General features: G+C 52.1%; 20 protein-coding genes. 1 reads left to right on the top strand and 19 read right to left on the bottom strand.

From position 1 onward, the window contains the following. Positions 1 to 2 precede the first annotated feature (2 nt). The 16 genes from rffA to ACYZT7_RS09920 all read right to left on the bottom strand — a co-directional run bounded on the left by rffA (position 3) and on the right by ACYZT7_RS09920 (position 13,472). A complete protein-coding gene (gene rffA, locus ACYZT7_RS09995; protein ID WP_462040882.1) occupies positions 3 to 1,151 on the bottom strand; it encodes a dTDP-4-amino-4,6-dideoxygalactose transaminase in 1,149 nt (382 codons plus the stop codon). 103 nt (positions 1,152 to 1,254) lie between these two features. Further along, on the bottom strand, positions 1,255 to 2,856 hold the full coding sequence (locus ACYZT7_RS09990; protein WP_462040881.1) for a hypothetical protein: 1,602 nt from the start codon (positions 2,854 to 2,856) through the stop codon (positions 1,255 to 1,257). Then, complete coding sequence (locus ACYZT7_RS09985) at positions 2,849 to 3,223, bottom strand: EamA family transporter (RefSeq protein ID WP_462040880.1); 375 nt, start codon at positions 3,221 to 3,223, stop codon at positions 2,849 to 2,851. The genes ACYZT7_RS09990 and ACYZT7_RS09985 overlap by 8 nt, the downstream gene beginning before the upstream one ends. Continuing rightward, positions 3,223 to 4,146, bottom strand: a complete 924-nt coding sequence (locus ACYZT7_RS09980) for a glycoside hydrolase family protein (protein ID WP_462040879.1) — start codon at positions 4,144 to 4,146, stop codon at positions 3,223 to 3,225. Before ACYZT7_RS09980 ends, ACYZT7_RS09985 begins: the two co-directional genes overlap by 1 nt. Next, complete coding sequence (locus ACYZT7_RS09975; protein WP_462040878.1) at positions 4,143 to 4,808, bottom strand: acetyltransferase; 666 nt, start codon at positions 4,806 to 4,808, stop codon at positions 4,143 to 4,145. The genes ACYZT7_RS09980 and ACYZT7_RS09975 overlap by 4 nt, the downstream gene beginning before the upstream one ends. Further along, positions 4,808 to 5,440, bottom strand: coding sequence for a class I SAM-dependent methyltransferase (locus ACYZT7_RS09970; RefSeq protein ID WP_462040877.1), 633 nt, complete (start codon positions 5,438 to 5,440; stop codon positions 4,808 to 4,810). The genes ACYZT7_RS09975 and ACYZT7_RS09970 overlap by 1 nt, the downstream gene beginning before the upstream one ends. Positions 5,441 to 5,577: 137 nt before the next feature. After that, a complete protein-coding gene (locus tag ACYZT7_RS09965; RefSeq protein ID WP_462040876.1) occupies positions 5,578 to 6,357 on the bottom strand; it encodes a WbqC family protein in 780 nt (259 codons plus the stop codon). 84 nt (positions 6,358 to 6,441) lie between these two features. After that, positions 6,442 to 7,458, bottom strand: coding sequence for an MraY family glycosyltransferase (locus ACYZT7_RS09960; RefSeq protein ID WP_462040875.1), 1,017 nt, complete (start codon positions 7,456 to 7,458; stop codon positions 6,442 to 6,444). Then, complete coding sequence (locus ACYZT7_RS09955) at positions 7,455 to 8,417, bottom strand: UDP-glucose 4-epimerase family protein (protein WP_462040874.1); 963 nt, start codon at positions 8,415 to 8,417, stop codon at positions 7,455 to 7,457. Before ACYZT7_RS09955 ends, ACYZT7_RS09960 begins: the two co-directional genes overlap by 4 nt. After that, the gene (locus tag ACYZT7_RS09950; RefSeq protein ID WP_462040873.1) at positions 8,414 to 9,337 is read right to left on the bottom strand and encodes a glycosyltransferase; all 924 of its coding nucleotides are present in this window, start codon (positions 9,335 to 9,337) and stop codon (positions 8,414 to 8,416) included. Before ACYZT7_RS09950 ends, ACYZT7_RS09955 begins: the two co-directional genes overlap by 4 nt. Positions 9,338 to 9,393: 56 nt before the next feature. After that, complete coding sequence (gene rfbA / locus ACYZT7_RS09945) at positions 9,394 to 10,284, bottom strand: glucose-1-phosphate thymidylyltransferase RfbA (protein WP_462040872.1); 891 nt, start codon at positions 10,282 to 10,284, stop codon at positions 9,394 to 9,396. Beyond that, positions 10,281 to 11,174 (bottom strand): dTDP-4-dehydrorhamnose reductase, encoded by an 894-nt coding sequence (gene rfbD / locus ACYZT7_RS09940; protein WP_462040871.1) that lies wholly within the window; start codon positions 11,172 to 11,174, stop codon positions 10,281 to 10,283. Before rfbD ends, rfbA begins: the two co-directional genes overlap by 4 nt. Next, positions 11,171 to 12,247: a dTDP-glucose 4,6-dehydratase gene (gene rfbB / locus ACYZT7_RS09935; protein WP_462040870.1), complete on the bottom strand. Its 1,077-nt coding sequence runs from the start codon at positions 12,245 to 12,247 to the stop codon at positions 11,171 to 11,173. Before rfbB ends, rfbD begins: the two co-directional genes overlap by 4 nt. Positions 12,248 to 12,477: 230 nt before the next feature. Continuing rightward, on the bottom strand, positions 12,478 to 12,717 hold the full coding sequence (locus ACYZT7_RS09930; RefSeq protein ID WP_462030529.1) for a LapA family protein: 240 nt from the start codon (positions 12,715 to 12,717) through the stop codon (positions 12,478 to 12,480). Between the two features lie 27 nt (positions 12,718 to 12,744). Then, positions 12,745 to 13,041: an integration host factor subunit beta gene (gene ihfB, locus ACYZT7_RS09925; protein ID WP_003369729.1), complete on the bottom strand. Its 297-nt coding sequence runs from the start codon at positions 13,039 to 13,041 to the stop codon at positions 12,745 to 12,747. Positions 13,042 to 13,193: 152 nt separating this feature from the next. After that, positions 13,194 to 13,472 (bottom strand): hypothetical protein, encoded by a 279-nt coding sequence (locus tag ACYZT7_RS09920; RefSeq protein ID WP_462040869.1) that lies wholly within the window; start codon positions 13,470 to 13,472, stop codon positions 13,194 to 13,196. A gap of 406 nt (positions 13,473 to 13,878) precedes the next feature. Here ACYZT7_RS09920 and ACYZT7_RS09915 point away from each other — a divergent pair, with 406 nt between their 5' ends. Then, the gene (locus tag ACYZT7_RS09915; RefSeq protein ID WP_462040868.1) at positions 13,879 to 14,988 is read left to right on the top strand and encodes an acyltransferase family protein; all 1,110 of its coding nucleotides are present in this window, start codon (positions 13,879 to 13,881) and stop codon (positions 14,986 to 14,988) included. A 429-nt stretch (positions 14,989 to 15,417) separates the two neighbouring features. Here the strand turns inward: ACYZT7_RS09915 and rpsA are convergent, their stop codons facing one another. The 3 genes from rpsA to ACYZT7_RS09900 all read right to left on the bottom strand — a co-directional run bounded on the left by rpsA (position 15,418) and on the right by ACYZT7_RS09900 (position 20,125). Continuing rightward, on the bottom strand, positions 15,418 to 17,112 hold the full coding sequence (rpsA, locus tag ACYZT7_RS09910) for a 30S ribosomal protein S1 (protein WP_131061368.1): 1,695 nt from the start codon (positions 17,110 to 17,112) through the stop codon (positions 15,418 to 15,420). Between the two features lie 119 nt (positions 17,113 to 17,231). Then, positions 17,232 to 17,921, bottom strand: coding sequence for a (d)CMP kinase (cmk, locus tag ACYZT7_RS09905; protein ID WP_462040867.1), 690 nt, complete (start codon positions 17,919 to 17,921; stop codon positions 17,232 to 17,234). Beyond that, positions 17,918 to 20,125: a bifunctional prephenate dehydrogenase/3-phosphoshikimate 1-carboxyvinyltransferase gene (locus ACYZT7_RS09900; RefSeq protein WP_461971118.1), complete on the bottom strand. Its 2,208-nt coding sequence runs from the start codon at positions 20,123 to 20,125 to the stop codon at positions 17,918 to 17,920. The genes cmk and ACYZT7_RS09900 overlap by 4 nt, the downstream gene beginning before the upstream one ends. Positions 20,126 to 20,135 lie beyond the last annotated feature (10 nt).

The following is a 20,135-nucleotide window of genomic DNA, read 5'->3' as shown; positions in this document are numbered from 1 at the left end:
TTCTATACTTGTTTTTGTAAAGCATCCGTCAATACACGAATCACATGATCTTGCTGCGCGTCGGTCAAGCCATTCCATAAAGGAAGCCTTATCAATCGTTCAGCATAATTTTCCGTTACAGTCAGATCACCGTGGGCGCGACCATACTTTTTCCCCGCTGGCGATGTATGTAAAGGTACGTAGTGAAATAGTGCAGATATATCATTTTCTTTAAATTTATCCAGTACTGCTCGACGATCAACTTCCGGCGATAGAAGAACATAGTACATATGTGCGTTGTGCTGGCACTCTACCGGAACTATAGGCCTTCTGAGCAATCCATCATTTTCCAAGCTATGCAATGCGGCATGATAACGGTCCCATTTAACCAGCCGCTCCTGCGTAATCCGATCAGCTTCCTCGAGTTGCGCCCATAGAAAAGCGGCGATAATCTCACCCGGTAAAAAGGATGAGCCAACCTCCTGCCAAGTGTATTTATCTATCTCGCCTCGAAAAAACCTGGAGCGATCGGTGCCTTTCTCCCGGATTATCTCTGCACGGGTTACTAGTGAACTGTCATTAACCAGAAGAGCACCGCCTTCACCAGAAATTACATTTTTTGTTTCATGAAAGCTATACGCGCCCAAATCACCGATACAGCCCAATGCTCTGCCTTTGTAACTTGACATAACACCTTGAGCCGCATCCTCTACCACCTTAAGACCGTGCTTGCTAGCAATGGACATGATTGTATCCATTTCACATGCAACCCCAGCATAATGAACTGGAACAATAGCTTTTGTGCGCGATGTGATGGCCGCTTCAATAAGACGCTCGTCCAAGTTCATCGTATCTTCGCGAACATCTACAAATACTGGAATCGCACCACGTAAAACGAAAGCATTTGCGGTAGAAACGAAAGTATATGACGGCATTATTATTTCGTCACCGGGTTCTAAATTGAGCAGTAAAGCAGACATCTCAAGTGCAGCGGTACAAGAATGCGTGAGCAAAACCTTACTCGATCCGGTACGCTGCTCCAACCAGTTATGGCAACGCTTCGTGAATGGTCCGTCCCCCGCTAAACATCCATTGAAATGAGACTCAGCAATGTAATAAAGTTCCTTTCCTGTCATATATGGCCAGTTGAAAGGAATATTGTTTTTACTCATCTTTATACTGCTCCATTCTCAAAGACTGCACGAGGCATGTATACCAAACTAGCAGATTTTTAAAAGTAAAAACCCAATAGAAAAAACATATCAAAAGCGACAATTAATTCCCACAGCGAACCTGAACAACATGGACAGAACCATAAGCTTTTCGCCCAAGCTCCATCAGTGACGAAGCGAAATGCTCACGACAGTACCCTTCAAGTAGCTGCTTATTCGCACCAACAATCTTTATACCGTCAGTAGTTGTTACCAGTTTATCAAATCCACGGGATTGCTGCTGCTCCATCGAAGCAAGAGAAAAAGGAGCAAGAGTGAACACTCCCAGCGCGTAGATCTTGAACTCCTTTGAAACAAGCTCGCTACCTCCTAACACAGGGTATAGCGACTCAAAGGGAAGCTCCCCCCCCCACACAACCACTGGTTCCGTGGGAAACTCTGCGAGTTCAGTAAGACTCTTTTTAGAAAGCGATGTTGCAATATTTGAATCGACAGTAACGAAGTATGAATTAACTACAGCCCCCGCAAACAATATGGCCGCTACAACAAATTGACGGGCGCCATGGAAGCGACTAAACAACAATGGGCTTAGCACAAGCAAACAGAGAACAGGAACGTAAACCCTTAATATCGCCGGCCGCCCTAGCAAACCAAGCAAACATATAGCCGAAATAAATAAAACCCAACTCAGAATAACTCTACGGCTTGGGAAAAATACGGAGAGAACCAAAGCGGAAAGTGTCAGAATAAGGAGTTTTGGATGCCACAAAGCCTCAATGCCGGCCCATATATTAGAAATAACAATAGATTCTTCCGGAAAAAAACCTATTTGAGAAAGCATCGACTCTAGCACTTTAGCATTGGCAATATTTGGATCTGCAAAAAACCAATTACTTACTAAATCGACGTCATTAACACTATAATAATTTTGCTCCAAAACATCCGTTCGTAATTTTAGAGTGGCTCCTGCTCCGAAGTCGGTAAATTTCGCTCTTACCAGATTGAAATCATTGAAAGCTTTCCATGACTCTCCCTGATATGCCTGTCGATCTATGATCGAAGAACTGGCCAAAAAGAGAAAAAGTATTAGGATCGTGCATCTGCAAACTTTGTCTTCATACATCTTCCTCAACGGAAGCAACGGTAGTGCAACTAAAATCACCAGTATAAACTCTTGGCTTCTAACTAAGAATGCACAAGACGATAAAACTAAAGCAGCAACGCATGCTGAGATGCTTCGATTGTTACCGAAAGAACACCAGCACAGCACTGCAGCGACACTAAGCAAGCCAGAATTCACCGTAAACTGAGGAAAAAGCATTGGCCGAAGCATTACTAACAGAAGAACCGCCGCTATGCACAGAACTCCTGCGCCCGCACGTGACAACAAAAAGAGAAACACCGCTCCCGTTAATACCAGCACAGCTACCGTTGCAACAGAGTAGCCGAGCACACCATTAATCGCTGGAATTAAGCGAACAATATCCCCCCATAAAACATTTGAAAAAATAATGGTGGGAGAGTCCGTTTTTGCCAATCCGTATCCATGGGCAACCATTGACATGGCAACGTCATCGTTCGTTTCCCATATCGGCGGATAAATGCTATAGATACAGGTAATGATCACCATAAAAATCAGAAGTGAAAACCAAAAGTTTCTTTGTACTAAAGACAAGAAACTATTTGCCGTTTTGTTCTTATCCACGCGCAGCCACCACGGTTCCGATCACTATAAAGGAGATCCCTAATATTTTTTGTAAAGTCATCGGCTCACTCAAAATCCATGTCCCTAAAATCAGCACCACAACAAAATTTAAACTCATGAAAGGATACGCGTGGTTCAAGTCGAATTTCGACATCGCAGCCATCCACGTAACTGAGGCCAAAAATGCGGCGAAGAAACCGGAAAATATTCCGGGATCCATAAATAAATTAGCAAAAAACTTAAACTTCCCAAAGAGATCTTCCGGTAAAGCACCGAAGCGTGAAATCCTCCATTTCAACATAAGTTGGCCATACACAGTAAAAGCGATAGTTGCAAATATATATACATAATCGAACAAACGAGCCATCAACTTCTCTCCAGTACAGCCAGGCCAAAGCCGGTTTTACCGTAGCCGTTGCCGTTATAAAGCATGTATCTTTTCCCTTTGTGGTCAAACACAAACGGGTATTCGATCATTTCCGAATCCCAGCCTTCAGGAGAAACATCAATAGCGGTTTCATCCAGCGCCAGTCGCCATTGCTTACCTTGGTCAGTGGTTGCGTAGCCTATTCGATACGTGTCCCCGGTTCCACTTCGATAGGAAAACCACATCTCCAGTCCACCCAGAGGATTTTTTGAAACGGTGGGGCGTGAAAAAGCTTGAGCGACACCTACTTCGAATGGGATTGCCAGGCCGTCACGATGCCAACTATGCCCGTCAAAGGAATGTGCCGAGTTGATAACGTGGATCATTTCTCCATTGCCGGAATCCCAAGTCCGGGTCGATCCATACCACATGTCATAACCGCCGCTGCCGTCTTCAAGTACCCATGGGTAGGAAAGGCTTATGGGGTCCATTTCGTCAGCGCTCATGAACGGAGCGTCGCTATCGAGCGTCAGTGTAATATCTGCATTGACAATTAGCCTACCGACGTCGCCTCGCCAATGCTGATTATCTGGCGATTGCCACCCCATGAAAAGCATGTACTGAACGCCGTCGACGGTGTAGCAATTGCCAATGCTCACGCCATCAGCATAAAAACTGCCTTTTGGTCCGTGCTCCAGAAACGGAAAATGGTGTTCCTTGATGACTTTTCGCTGTTCAATATCGATGTCTACTGCGCCGACAGAGGAGCGGTTGTCGCAATCTCGGCCGCTAAAAAATACTCGAAAGATATCATCGTGCAAATATACCGGTAACGGGTTGGCGGCGTGAGATACCAGCTTGGGATGGCGTTTCTCGCCCTCAACAACAAACAGCTGCCCGAGTTTTTTCCATGTCGACTTCATAGCTTTCTCAGCTTGCTGCTGGGTACTTTTGAGCGTTCAGTTGCCGTGCCAATAAATACGCCTTCCTGCTCAGCGTTTGCCAACAGCAATGTACCTGCGCCAATCACACACTTGTCTTCCACCTTTATATGATCGCGCAGCGTCGCATTGACCCCGATAAAACACTGTTCGCCGATGTGAACGCCTCCAGAGATCACCACGTGGGACGCGATAAAAGTATGGTCTTGGATCGTAGAGTGATGGCCTATATGGTTGCCACTCCACAAGGTGATGTTATTACCAATGGTCACAAATGGCTGAATGGTATTGTCTTCAAGGATAAAGCAGTTGTCGCCAATTCGGCCTTCGTTAAGCACGGTGGCATGACTGCTGATGTAATTGGCAAGGGTGTAGCCTAGTGCTTTTGCCGCAAGATACTTTTCTTTACGCACGGCATTGAGCTTTGAATAGCTCAGGGCGATAAACATCTCGTGGCTTTCGGTCGAGTAGTGGTCGGCGATATTTTCGAACGCGACGACGGGCAGCCCACAGAAGGTGGAATCCTCGATATAACTACCGTCTACAGTGAAGGCCACAATTTCAAAAGCGGAGTCTGTGCTGAAGTAAAAGTGCGCCAACTGTGCGATATCGCCAGAGCCAAATATCACTAATTTTTTTTTCATCACATTTTCCTTACAAGAATGGTGAACTCATAAAGGCCGTAGTCATGAAGAAGGGCAACTTGTCGGGAGTAACGTCGCTTGCATAAATCAAATAACAAGCAAGGGTCGGCGTAGTACAGATCATCCCGTTTCTTATCTTCGTCAGAGTAGGAAGTCAGGCAGTTGAAGGCAAATCCCAGACGGCTTGTTCGGTCCAGAACGTCAAGAGTGTTTTCAAGGTAGGTCAGCCATCCGGCGTCCGAACGACCCAGGCGAACATTGAAGATACCGCTAGCAACGACGTAGTCCGCCACAGAGTCGGGTTCAGAGGCAGAAATGAATCGAGCTTCAGGTGCTCCCATGTAGCGCTGCTTCGCGGCCTCGATCATTTCGGTTGAAATATCTATTCCAAGATATGAAAACGGTAGATTCTTGTTTTTCAGGTAATCGACCAGCGCGCCGTAACCACAGCCAAGGTCACTGATAGAGAACGCTTGCAGGCCGTTGATGACCTTGCACAGTTGTTCGAAGCGAAGGGCTTGGCCTTGCTCACCATTCCAGTCCACCCCGTTCGGCGTTTCACCGTGCAGCGCGAGCTTTTTCGAGTAATAGCTCGCTACTTCGTCAAGTAGTTCAGTCTTATCGCTGTGCATAAATCTGTCTCACGATGGTGTAGGGGCGTGGTTTTGATTCGAAAAATATCTTCGAAAAATAGATGCCAACTACCCGATAAACGAGATGATCGTTCCGCCAAGAAGCCAGATGGAGGCCATGACTGTTGTCAAGCCGCTCATCGGGTTCCCGAGGAAACATGCCTCATTTGGCGATGGGCATCTTTTCCGCAGTTGAAGAGCAGGTCAAGGATCGTAACACCATGGGTGAACTCGCCCCATAGTTGCGGATACTCCGGATAGCCTGCGTAGTCGAACCAGGTCAGTTTGATGTTCATCGTTTCGAATACCTGTTCATCGACGTAATCCCTGGCGGCTGGGCCAGAGATGTACTCGGTACCCCCCGCCTGTGCGCAGAGGCCGGCAAGGCGTTCCGTTTTACCGTCGATCAGTGCGTAGTCCCATGAATGACTGATGATGGTCGTTATTTCCATATAATCGCAAACAGCTTGAATAAATCGCTGATTAAGCTCTGAAATATGGGTGTACGAATTGTCTAGATAGAGGGGTTCCAGCCATTTTGCGATTTCATGAAAGTGCGGTGCGCGACTGTAATTCTGAACCAATGCTTTCCAGTGCATGGCGGCCCATTCGGAACCATCAATTTCAGTTTCCCTAATTTTCTGATGGTACTTGCCTTTCACCAGAACAGGTACGGTCAACCATTGCACACCTTGCGAAGTTTTGATCTGGTTACGGTTTCGCCAGTCACGCCTTGTATATTGCATGTCGTCATAGAGGATGAACTCATCCACTGATGCGATCATGTCAAAATACCCCTTCCAAGGAATGTAGTTTGATTGAAGAATTGCAACCTTTTTCACACTTTTCGCCCCAAAAGCTGTATCGCTAGTTAACTCGTCCGATAGCATCAAGCTGTTGGCCGAATCTCGTGGCACGGATTAACAGCTTCCGTACCATCCACTTGTTATTAGCCGCCGCTCAGGCCTGTTTTTATTAAAATCAGGGTTGACAGCTCATTTTTACTTCGTTTCGCAGACACCGGCATCGAACTTTATAGCAAGCCAGATCAATGGCGCATAGGTCAGTAGCAAGCCAGTAAATCCATCTAGCCGGTCTGTCCCCACCAAAAATGCCATAGGCAGCACCCACAACAAATTTACTCCTACGACACCTAGCGTCACTGTTTTGTGGCTTGAGTAATGCCGGGCCGCTTGCTGATAGGCATGACTGCGATGAGCCTGGTAAATTTTTTCTTTTCGAATCAACCGCCTGAGTAGAGTGATCGTAGCGTCTACTGTAAAAACGCCCAACAAAATCAGCCAACTCCACATTAATTCAGATCCCTCCCACGCAGCCTGGATTGTCAGTATCCCAATCACGAGCCCCAAAAAACCACTACCCGCATCGCCCATGAAAATCCGCGCAGGTGGATAGTTCCATACCAGAAAGCCAGCAACTGCTGCTGTCAGTAACAGTGGAGCCCATATCACCGAGTCATGACCGCTTATCCAGGAAATGACACCTGCCCCTGCACATACAAAAATCGCCTGTGTACTGGCCAGCCCGTCAATCCCGTCCATGAAATTGTAAAGATTGAGCGTCCATACCAAATAGATTACAGCGAGGAGATTACCTAAAACACCGAGGTCAACCGTGCTGCCAAATAAATCTATTGGTGGTAGACCATTCAGCCAGAACAACGCCCATGCGGCTGCAGCGAAATGCCCCAGCAACCGCCAACGCGCAGCGATGTGCCCGTGATCATCTGCAAATCCAATGACGGCTACCAACAAACCCGAGCCTATCAAGCCCCAGATTACTGGCCAACTCACTGCACCAAGAATGCTCAAGATCGGTAATGCCAAAATAAAGGCAACGACGATTGCCACGCCCCCCCCGCGCGGCGTCGGGATCGAATGCGAGCTACGTTCGTTCGGAACATCCATCAAGCTCTTGGCCAAGGCATAGCGCCGCAGCAAAAGTGTCAGTGCCCAGGATACGGCGAACACCGAAAGTAGCAGACACCAAAGAATCATTTCGTTTGCTTATCCATATAATGGCCTGCGGTCTGACGCATGGCTTTGTCCATGTCGATGGGTGGAACCCACCCCAACAATTCGCGATTTTTGCTGATATCGACCTGCAGCGAACCGCAGATACGTTGCGCAACCGCTTGCTTGCCCACTATTGATGCCACGAGCTTTAGCACCCCTTCAGGCAATGACAGTAACCAGGCTCTTTTGCCCAAGGCAAGCGCCAGGCGTTGCAGCAAACGTGTTGTGGATAAGTCTTCGCCGTCACTGACCAAGAAGGTCTGGTTGGCCGCCGCCGGATGATCAATACAGGTGATGACCAGGTCTACCAGATTATCGATCGCCACCAGACTCCGCTGATTGCCTATGGCACCCAGCGGCAGTGGTATGCCTTTATTGAGCCAATTCAACATGCTCAGGAAATTGGCTTTGACACCAGGACCATAGACCAGAGGCGGACGGATGATGACAACTTCCATGCCGGTAGTGTGGCCAAGCTGTTTGAGCGCCTCTTCAGCTTCATATTTCGACACGCCATAGGGGTCCGCCGGAGCGGGACGATCATCGGCTTTGAACGGCTTACCTGGAGCTGTACTTTCACCGTTGACCTTGATCGAGCTGATAAAAATGAAACGCTTTACCCCTGACTCAGCGGCATGCCGAGCCAGTCTGAGAGTGCCCTCAACGTTGACCTTGCGAAACTCGGCCAAGATATCACTGGCCGTTTCATTCATTACATGTACACGGGCAGCGGCGTGGATGATTACCTGAACTCCATCAAGCGTGGGCAAGCATTGAGTGTCTGTCAGATCAAACGGCACCACGGCGCACAAACCGTGCAGCGTTGTTGCACTTCGCGCTGCCGCGACGGGGATGAATTTACGGTCCAGCAATAGCCTGAACACCACCGCCCTGCCGACAAACCCGCTTGCCCCCGTGACGAGTACCTTCGGCTCTTTCATTCAGCTTTACTCCCTAACAACGCGGTCGCCCAGCAGATACAAAAGAAAAACAATTTATCGCGACCGCGACGCCGGCACTGCAACGACTTGAAAGACAGCTTCACCAAATCACGACGACGCAATCGCAGCCAGGTTTTGACAAAGGGATCGGAGCCCAGCCCTACCAAACAGGCAATTGTCTGCACCTGTTTGAACCACCAACCATCATGAATGGTTTTATAGCGTGCAATGAGCGGGCTCAGGCCCTTGTTTGCGCCGACCTGGTTGTTTTCATGCTGGCGGTAACTCATTGATGGCAACGGATCGATGTACCAGCGGTAATCGTGGCTCCGTACAAAGGCGTAGCAATACCAGTCGTGCAAAGTGACTGTCTGAAGTTGCCGCCAATTGGCAAGCATCGACGCTTTCAACGAATCAGCAAGACCTCTGCTGAACACGTAGGTGCATCCTGGGCCGGCAGCTTCGAACAAAAAGTCCCAAGCGACTTGCGGCTGGGCCTTGTCCAGTAAATGAGTTCTGCCGTCGGGCCAACAGGCTGTGACATTGCTTGAATAGGCGTCGACCTGGCGACTCTGAATGGCAGTAGTTGCGCGCTGCAACTTGTCGGCATGCCAGATATCGTCCTGATCGGCAAACGCAATGAAGTCATAAGCGGAATAGTCGACATCACGGATCAAGCGAAAGAAGTTGCGTGCTGCACCACCGAACTTACCCACCTCCGGTAAGATGATGATGTTCGGATGCGCGGCAGAAAACGTCGCACACCAAGCTTCGGTTCCGTCAGTCGAAGGGTCGATGCTGACATAAACAGTGACGTCGACGGCAATCTGATCAAGGATCGAGGTCAGTTGCTCCTCAATCCACTGCATGCCGTTATAGGCAGCCAGCAAAACCGCTATCTTTGGATATTTTACTGGCATGCCATTCCTGCTTGCACCGGTTGAACGTTACCGCTCGAAAGGATAAATCTGTCGACTCAAGAGGAAGGTGCATCCAACAGTTTTTGCAGGTACTGACCGTAACCAGTCTTTTTGAGCGCCTTGGCTTGAGCGCTCAATTGCTCAGAGGTGATCCATCCGTTGCTGTAGGCAATCTCCTCGAGGCAGGCTACTTTCAAGCCTTGACGCTTCTCAATGGTATGCACGAAGTGACTGGCTTCAAGCAACGAATCATGAGTACCGGTATCCAACCAGGCAAAGCCGCGGCCGAGCATCTCGACATTCAAACTCTTCTGCTCGAGGTAGGCACGATTTACATCGGTAATTTCCAGTTCACCACGCTCGGATGGCTTGATGTTCTTGGCTATCTCGACAACTTGGTTGTCGTAGAAGTACAAGCCTGTCACCGCGTAGTTGGATTTGGGTTTCAGCGGCTTTTCTTCGATGCTCAGCGCCCGGCCGGATGCGTCGAATTCCACAACACCAAAACGTTCCGGATCTGACACGTGATAGCCAAATACTGTTGCGCCATGCTCTTGAGCGCTGGCAGAACGCAGGTTGTCCGAGAAGTGCTGACCATAGAAGATGTTGTCGCCCAGGATCAGGCAGCAAGGATCTTCGCCGATGAACGCTTCGCCGATGATGAAGGCTTGTGCAAGGCCGTCTGGGCTTGGCTGCTCGGCATAAGTCAGCTTGATGCCATACAGGCTGCCGTCGCCCAACAACTTGCGGAAACAAGGCAAGTCTTCCGGGGTGGAGATGATCAGGATCTCTCGCATACCCGCCAGCATCAGCACCGACAGCGGATAAAAGATCATCGGCTTGTCGTAGATAGGCAGCATCTGTTTGGATACACCAAGGGTCAACGGATGCAGACGCGTGCCCGAGCCGCCAGCGAGGATGATCCCTTTACGATTTGTCGTGGTCATTTATTCAAAACTTCCCTAAGCATTCGGGTTACGCCACTTTGCCAATCCGGCAGGTGTAGTGAAAAATTGTCACATAGCTTCTGAGTATTCAAACGCGAATTCAAAGGCCGACGTGCAGGTGTTGGGTAAGCGGTTGTTTCTATGGGGTCAATCGCCGTTACGGTGAGCTCTTCACCGTTAGCCCTGGCAAAATCGATCACGTGGTTGGCATAGCCATGCCAGGACACTTCGCCGCTGGCCGCTAGGTGATACAAGCCTGCCAGTTCAGGGCGCTGCAAGACCTGCTGAATGGCCAAGGCAGTTACGTCGGCAACCAGATCGGCGCCAGTGGGGGCGCCAATCTGGTCATTGATAACCCTCAAGGTCTCTCTATCCTTGGCAAGGCGCAACATTGTTTTGGCAAAGTTGTTGCCTCGAGCGCCATAAATCCAGCAGGTACGGAAGATCAGATGCTTGCAGCCAGACGCAATAATCGCCCGTTCACCAGCAAGTTTGCTTGCGCCGTAGTGATTCACCGGAGCGACTGCATCCGTCTCAAGCCATGGCGTCGAACCCTGACCACTGAAGACGTAGTCGGTCGAATAGTGAATCAGCCAGGCATTCAGAGCTGCTACTTCCTCTGCGAGGATCTGACTTGCCTGACCGTTCACTCGGTCAGCCAAATCAGTTTCGGACTCGGCTTTGTCAACCGCCGTATACGCAGCAGCATTAACAATAATGTCGGGGTTTACCTGGCGGATCGTCGCACGCAACGCATCGAAATCAGACAAGTCACCGCATAAGCCATCAACCACATGACGATCCAGGGAAATCAATTCGCCAAGCGGTGCGAGGGAGCGTTGCAGCTCCCAGCCCACTTGGCCGTTTTTTCCCAGCAGAAGTATTTTCATGCTTTATTCGAACGATCTGCGTAGTTCTGATCGATCCACTGCTGATAGCTACCGCTCTTCACGTGAGCGACCCATTCGGTGTTGTTGAGGTACCACTCCACCGTTTTGCGGATGCCGGTTTCAAAGGTTTCTTCCGGCGTCCAACCCAGTTCACGCTGGATTTTGCTGGCGTCGATTGCGTAACGCTGATCGTGGCCCGGGCGATCCTGAACATAGGTGATCAGGCTTGCGTGTGGACGGTGAGCTGAATCGGGACGCAGCTCGTCGAGCAGTGCGCACAGGGTATGCACCACTTCGATGTTTTGCTTTTCGTTATGGCCACCGATGTTGTACGTCTCGCCGATCACGCCTTCGGTCACGACTTTGTACAGTGCGCGGGCGTGGTCTTCGACGTAGAGCCAGTCACGGACCTGATTGCCTTTGCCGTAGACCGGTAGCGGCTTGCCTTCCAGTGCGTTGAGAATGATCAGCGGGATCAACTTCTCAGGGAAGTGGCACGGGCCGTAGTTGTTCGAGCAGTTGGTGATCAGGGTCGGCAAGCCGTAAGTACGGCTCCAGGCGCGAACCAGGTGATCGGAACTGGCCTTGCTGGCGGAGTAAGGCGAGCTTGGCTGATACGGCGTGGTTTCGGTGAAGAGGTCTTCCGGACCTTCGAGGTCTCCGTAAACTTCGTCAGTCGAAATATGGTGAAAGCGGAAGTTGGCTTTACGCGCATCATCCAGCGCCGCCCAATAGTGGCGTGCAGCTTCCAGCAGGGTGTAAGTGCCGATGATGTTGGTCTGGATGAATTCAGACGGACCGGAGATTGAGCGATCGACGTGAGACTCTGCGGCCAGGTGCATGATCGCATCCGGTTGATGTTCACGCAGGACGCGGTCGATCTGATCGCGGTCGCAGATGTCGACGCGCTCGAACACGTAACGCGAGTTCTGGCTAACTTCGGCCAATGACTCAAGGTTACCGGCGTAAGTAAGCTTATCGACGTTAACGACAGAGTCGGTAGTGTTGGAGATGATATGACGGATGACTGCCGAGCCGATAAACCCGGCGCCGCCGGTTACTAGAATTTTCACGCGAAACCATACCCTTGAGTTACTGACAGGGCCGCCAACCGAGCACTGTCTAATCCATGAATGCAGAAGCCATCAAATCAGCTGAGGCCTCTGACAGAGTCAGTTTGAACCGACGTGGGCATATGCCACTATCGGACAAGCGCAGCATTTTACAGCTTAATGACGGTTTTACTAATGGATATAGACAAGCCGTGGCTAAAGTTTAGTGCGCCTTGCGCGTCATGTCGCAATCAGACAAGGCGCTTGCGTGAGACTCTGGACGTACGTCCCAGAAACCAGCCAAGAATCGGCCCGATCACCATCCCAATCAACAACGCAACAACCATGATCAGCGATACCGGTAGCTGCGGCCCCGCCCACCCCAGGAACAGCAGGGAAACCGATTGTTGATTCTCGAGAACGAACGCGAGGATCGCCAAAACCAGCAACAGGACGAATACGGCGAGCAGTACGCGCTTGAGGTTACGCATGAGCGGTTCCTTGCATTGCGGTGGCCGTCAAAGCCCTTCCTCCTCGTCCTCGTTCACACGATCGCGCAATTCTTTGCCTGGCTTGAAATGCGGCACGAACTTGCCGTCGAGGCTGACGGACTGACCGGTTTTTGGATTGCGACCTACGCGCGGCGCGCGGTAGTGCAAAGAGAAGCTGCCAAACCCACGGATCTCGATGCGATCACCGGTGGCCAGACATTGGGACATTTGTTCAAGCATGGTCTTGATGGCCAGCTCCACATCCTTGGATGAGAGCAGCCCTTGATGGGTGACAATTCGTTCGATCAACTCCGACTTCGTCATATTTTTCCCTTCTTTTTCAAGCAGCTAGATCAGCGCTTCAAAGGTTTTAGCACGCCCGGATCAATTTGAACAGCCCGAGTTTTTGACATTCTTCACCCGCAATGAGATGCCCTCTTCCAGAGCCACGGAACATTGATCGTGCACTCTCGCACTCATCTACAGATAACCAGCATGGTGCGCGTCAGATAGCCCGCGGGGTTGAAGCCAAAGGGATACTCATCCTCGTCTTTGGCATCATCGGACCTGGCTACAACTTTGTAGCCCTCCGCCTTGCACTCCTTGTTCGCTCGCTTGTGACACTTCTCCCACCCCGACCCCAGTCCTGAGCAATCGATCTCGATACCACTGACCCCACGTACGGCGTGAGTCTTGGCACTAGTGGTACAGCCCGCCAATGCCAGTACTGCTATTACGACAATGAGCTTGTTCATTCGCTTCCTTAGGTCGGACGCTCTGCCCGACGGTCGTTCGCTTCAGGCTAAAGACTAGCCGCAAATAAACGATTGATCCTATTAAAGAAAGAGACAGCTTTTGGACACAATTGGTTTCATGGGCATTTGCGGGAGGAGGCATGACCGGAAGATTCCTGCCTGCCCCCTTGACGATCCAGCGTGCGATCTCTTAGTTAAGGGCTGAGCGCGAGCCCAGACCAATGCGATCAGCTAGAAATACAGCTGCGCTCGCCGAGAACCTCACCTCCTCGGTGCAATCACAGGCCCCTGAAAACTTTTACTACGTAGCGAAATGCCTCAGGACTGGCCAATGTTCTTGCAACGAAAGGACGCTACTTTCACAATGGCAACGCGGGACAAGCGTTTGGTTTAAGGATGAGATCGCGTGTACAAACTTTCTTCGTTACAAGCCGCCAGAGGCTTGGCAGCTCTTATGGTCGTTGCATTCCACTCACTGTTTATTAGTTCTAAATATTTAGAAAGCAAAAATTTTCTACCGGAAATGTTTTTTTTCGGACAAACCGGCGTTGATCTTTTTTTTGTAATCAGCGGATTTGTGATGATTATCGCCTTCCGTAACAAATTCGGAAAAAAAGGTGAGATATTCAATTTTCTGAAAGGCCGCTTCTTTCGTATATACCCTACTTACTGGATTTACTTTCTCGCCGTTTTTCTTGTATTCCAGATAAAGCCCGAGATGATGAACGGATCGCAAAGTGGGAATGTTGACCTCACGGCCTCCTTACTGTTGCTACCCGCCTCGGCACTACCGTTGCTGATGGTCGCTTGGTCATTGATCCACGAAGTGTGGTTCTATCTGGTCTTTGCAGTAATTCTGCTACTGCCGTCCAAATGGGTACTGAGTGCCTTTTCCTTCTGGCTTATAGCAATCATTTGCGCATCTGTATTCGCAGCCACGCCGGATAACCCGTACTTACGCGTGATGACCCACGCGTTTTCCCTTGAGTTCATCTTTGGCGCATTGGCTGGCATCGCCTACTTGAAGCTCTCGAAACAACCTACGCTCTCGCCTCTCGCTGCGGCCTTGATGGTACTTGTCGGACTGAGCGCTATCGCTTATGCCTTGAGCGCAGGAGCTGTCGACGGCTCTGACGTGATTAAATCCATATCCCTGGAGCGGGCCTTTGCGGTCGGAGGCGGATACACCCTTCTTCTGTTGGCGTCCGCACTGCTAGAGTCGACCAACAGATTGAAGGTGTTCGGTTTGCTAAAGTCGGTCGGGGACATGTCCTACTCACTTTATCTCTCACACATATTGACGCTAAGTGTTTGCGGGAGAGTGTGGTTTTCGCTTGGGTATACGGGGAGTGGTGTTTGGGGGGCAATGGCGTTTTGGGCAGCCTCGTACGGCGCTGTTATTTTGGTCGCTTACTTGAGCCATCGCTTGATCGAAAAACCTCTACTTGCACTTACGACCTCTTATAGAAGCGTAAAACCTGTCAAACAGCCGCCCACTGCCGAGGGAGATACCTGATACGCCAGGAAGAGGAATAAGGTTGCCAGCACAAATTGGCAACTACCGCCTTGCACTCCGTGTTCGCTCGCTTGCGACACGTCTCCCATCCCGACCCCAGCCCTGAGCAATCGATCTCGATGCCACTGACCCCACGTACGGCGTGAGTCTTGGCACTAGTGGTACAGCCCGCCAATGCCAGTACTGCCATTACGACAATGAGCTTGTTCATTCGCTTCCTTTGGCCAGGCACGCCGCCCGACAGTCGTTCGCTTCAGGCTAGAGACTAGCTGTAAATAAACGATTGATCCTATTAAAGAAAGAGACAACTTGTCGGGAGGATTGGTTTCACGGCAAACGATCGCAGTGCCATGTAACCATCAGAATCACTAAATCGCAGGCGCAAAAAAGGGCGACCGAAGTCGCCCTTTTTCTATGGTCTGACAGAACTTAGTTCTGTTTTTCCATTTGTGCACGCAACAGGTCGCCCAGAGTGGTAGGACCAGCAGCAGGAGCATCCGAAGCTGGCTTGTCGCGCAGGCTTTGGATTGCTTCTTTCTCTTCAGCATCGTCTTTCGACTTGATGGAGAGCTGGATTACGCGGCTCTTACGGTCAACGCTGATGATCTTGGCTTCTACTTCCTGGCCTTCTTTCAGAACGTTGCGCGCGTCTTCAACGCGGTCACGGCTGATTTCGGAGGCTTTCAGAGTCGCTTCGATATCGTCGGCCAGAGTGATGATGGCGCCTTTAGCGTCAACTTCTTTCACGATGCCTTTAACGATTGCGCCTTTGTCGTTCTCTTGAACGTACTCGGAGAACGGATCGCTTTCCAGTTGCTTGATACCCAGGGAGATACGCTCGCGCTCTGGGTCAACCGACAGGATAACGGTGTCCAGCTCGTCGCCCTTCTTGAAGCGGCGAACGGCTTCTTCGCCCACTTCGTTCCAGGAGATGTCGGACAGGTGAACCAGACCGTCGATGCCGCCGTCCAGACCAATGAAGATACCGAAATCGGTGATCGACTTGATGGTGCCGGAGATTTTATCGCCCTTGTTGAACTGGCCAGAGAAATCTTCCCATGGGTTAGATTTGCACTGCTTGATGCCGAGGGAGATACGACGACGCTCTTCGTCGATGTCCAGAACCATAACTTCCACTTCGTCGCCGACTTGTACGACTTTCGAAGGGTGGATGTTCTTGTTGGTCCAGTCCATTTCGGAAACGTGTACCAGGCCTTCAACGCCTTCTTCCAGCTCAGCAAAGCAGCCGTAGTCGGTCAGGTTGGTTACACGAGCGGTAACGCGAGTGCTTTCTGGGTAACGGGCTTTGATAGCAACCCATGGATCTTCGCCCAGTTGCTTGAGGCCCAGGGAAACACGATTGCGTTCGCGATCGTACTTCAGAACCTTGACATCGATCTCGTCGCCAACGTTGACGATTTCGGAAGGATGCTTGATACGCTTCCAAGCCATGTCGGTAATGTGCAGCAGGCCATCGACGCCACCCAGATCGACGAATGCGCCGTAATCGGTGAGGTTCTTGACGATACCTTTGACTTGTTGGCCTTCCTGCAGGGATTCCAGCAGAGCTTCACGCTCAGCGGAGTTCTCGGCTTCGAGGACGCTACGACGGGAAACGACAACGTTGTTGCGTTTCTGGTCAAGCTTGATGACCTTGAATTCCAGCTCTTTGCCTTCCAGGTGCGTGGTGTCGCGCACTGGACGAACGTCAACCAGAGAACCTGGCAGGAACGCACGGATGCCGTTAACGTCGACAGTGAAGCCGCCTTTAACCTTACCGTTGATAACGCCCTTGACCACTTCTTCGGCTGCGAAGGCTGCTTCCAGAACAATCCAGCATTCAGCGCGCTTGGCTTTTTCACGGGACAGCTTGGTTTCACCAAAGCCGTCTTCAACCGAGTCCAGAGCAACGTGAACTTCGTCACCGACGTTGATAGTCAGTTCGCCAGCATCGTTGTAGAACTGCTCAAGCGGGATGAGTGCTTCAGACTTCAGGCCAGCGTGAACGGTTACCCAGCGAGCTTGGTAATCGATATCAACGATAACACCGGTGATGATGGAGCCTGCCTGAAGGTTCAGGGTTTTTAGGCTTTCTTCAAAGAGTTCCGCAAAGCTTTCGCTCATTTTAATTCCTGATGATAAGGGCGAAGAATACGCCCATCTCCACATCCCAGACGACGTGGGTTACGTTCATTTAAAGAAACAGCGCAGGACTATGACTGGTCCCCTGCAGAGTCTCTTGGTCACCCGGCGATATCGCGGAGTGCGATCTCGCTCATGATGCGTTCCAGCACCTGATCGATGGATAATTCCGTGGAATCCAGCTGTATGGCGTCAGCCGCCGGCTTGAGCGGGGCTACCGCTCGCTGGGTGTCACGCTCATCGCGTGCACGTATCTCATCTAGCAGACTCGACAGACTAACACCATCGACTTTGCCCTTCAACTGCAAGTATCGACGGCGAGCACGCTCCTCGGCACTGGCAGTCAGGAATATCTTCAGCGGCGCATCGGGGAAAACCACCGTGCCCATGTCGCGACCATCGGCTACCAGACCCGGCGGCTCCTGAAACGCCCGCTGGCGCTGCAGCAAGGCGTCGCGCACCGCCGGCAGAGCGGCCACTTGCGAGGCCCATGCGCCGACTTGTTCATTGCGCAGATCATCAGTGACATCGTCACCTTCGAGAATGATTCGTTGCGGATGACCTTCGGTCGCGCCGACGAACTGCACGTCCAGATGAGCGGCCAGCAGCTTCAGCGACTCTTCATTGGTCAGATCGACGCCATGGTTACGCGCGGCGAATGCCAGCAGACGGTACAGCGCACCGGAATCCAGCAGGCACCAGCCCAGGCGCTTGGCCAGAATCCCGGCAATAGTGCCCTTGCCCGAACCGCTAGGCCCGTCGATGGTGATGACCGGTGACTTGATAATCACGACTGAGCCTCTTGTGCAACACGGATACCGACCTGCGCGCACAGCGCGAGGAAGTTCGGGAACGACGTCGCGACGTTGGCGCAATCATGGATGCGGATCGGTGCAGTGGCGCGCAGCGAAGCAACACTGAAGGCCATCGCAATGCGGTGATCGCCGTGGCCGTGCACTTCGCCGCCGCCGATCTGGCCACCGTCGATAATGATGCCGTCCGGGGTCGGTTCGCATTTGACGCCCAGTGCCAGCAAGCCATCCGCCATGACCTGAATCCGGTCCGACTCCTTGACCCGCAGCTCTTCAGCGCCACGCAGGATGGTGCGCCCTTCGGCACAGGCGGCGGCCACGAACAGCACCGGGAATTCGTCGATGGCCAGCGGAACCAGCGCTTCGGGAATCTCGATACCCTTGAGTTTAGCTGCACGTACGCGCAGATCCGCCACCGGCTCACCGCCGACTTCACGCTGGTTTTCCAGGGTGATGTCAGCACCCATCAGACGCAGAATATCGATCACACCGGTACGGGTCGGGTTGATGCCGACGTGCTCGAGCACCAGCTCCGAACCTTCGGCAATCGATGCGGCCACCAGGAAGAACGCCGACGACGAGATGTCGCCCGGCACTTCAATGTGGGTCGCGGTCAGTTTGTGGCCGGACTCGACCGAAGCAGTCGCACCGTTGACCGTGACCGGGTAGCCGAAGCCACGCAGCATGCGCTCGGTGTGGTCGCGGGTTGGCGCTGGCTCGGTGACGGTGGTCTTGCCTTCGGCGTACAAACCCGCCAGCAGCAGGCAGGATTTAACCTGGGCACTGGCCATTGGCATGGTGTAGGTCAGGCCTTTGAGCTTATTGCCGCCTCGAATAGTCATCGGTGGACGACCTTCGGCAGCGGTTTCGATCACAGCGCCCATTTCACGCAGCGGATTGGCCACGCGATTCATCGGACGCTTGGACAGCGAAGCATCGCCCGTGAGCGTGCTGTCGAAGTTCTGCGCAGCCAACAGGCCAGACAGCAGACGCATCGACGTGCCGGAGTTGCCCAGATAGATCGGGCCCGGCGCAGGCTTCAAGCCATGCAGGCCGACGCCGTGAATGGTCACGCGACCGTGGTGCGGACCTTCGATCACGACGCCCATATCACGGAAGGCTTGCAAGGTTGCCAGGGCATCTTCGCCCTCGAGGAAACCTTCCACTTCGGTGACGCCTTCAGCCAGGGAGCCGAGCATGATCGAACGGTGGGAAATCGATTTGTCGCCCGGTACACGAATCCGCCCAGTCAGGCGGCCACCAGGTTGTGCCAGGAAAATCAGGTCGTTGGAATTCATAGCGTCCACATAAGCCCGGCGGGCCAGGATTTTACTGAAATGTTCGCGGGCAACCCGGGCGCGAGTGAACACGCCCAACAATTGGTGCCCATCCCCTGCATCGACCGCGTCGCGCAAGGCGTCGAGGTCGCTGCGAAATGTATCGAGTGTGCGCAGGACAGCTTCGCGATTGGCGAGGAAGATGTCGTGCCACATGACCGGGTCGCTACCCGCAATTCTTGTGAAATCGCGGAAACCGCCCGCAGCGTACCGGAAGATCTCAAGGTTTTCATTGCGCTTGGCCAACGAATCGACCAAACCGAACGCCAACAAGTGCGGCAAATGGCTGGTCGCCGCCAACACTTCGTCGTGACGCTCAACCTGCATGTGCTCGACATCGGCGCCCAATTCGCGCCACAACCGGTCGACCACTGCCAGCGCTGCCGGATCAGTTTGATCCAGCGGCGTCAGAATCACTTTATGGCGACGGAACAGCTCGGCGTTGGAGGCTTCCACCCCGCTCTGCTCGGAACCGGCAATCGGATGCCCCGGCACGAAACGCGACGGCATGCCGCCAAACGCCTCAGTTGCCGCACGCACCACGTTGCCCTTGGCGCTGCCGACGTCGGTCAGAATCGCTTGCCCCAGGTCCATGGCGGCCAATCGGCCGAGCATTTTTTCCATGGCAAGGATTGGCACGGCGAGTTGAATGACGTCGGCGCCCTGGCAAGCAACGGCCAGGTCTTCTTCGCAGCGATCCACCACACCCAGCTCAACCGCCAGTTTGCGCGACTGCGGGTCGAGATCGACCCCGATCACTTCGCGGCACAGCCCGCTTTCACGCAAACCCTTGGCAAACGAACCACCGATCAGCCCCAGACCGACCACCACCAGGCGACCGATCATAGGTTCAGCA

This window comes from Pseudomonas sp. RT4P38, from assembly GCF_054897765.1.
The sequence above is the reverse complement of the archived record's forward strand: the minus strand, read 5'-3'. Positions and strand labels throughout refer to the sequence as shown.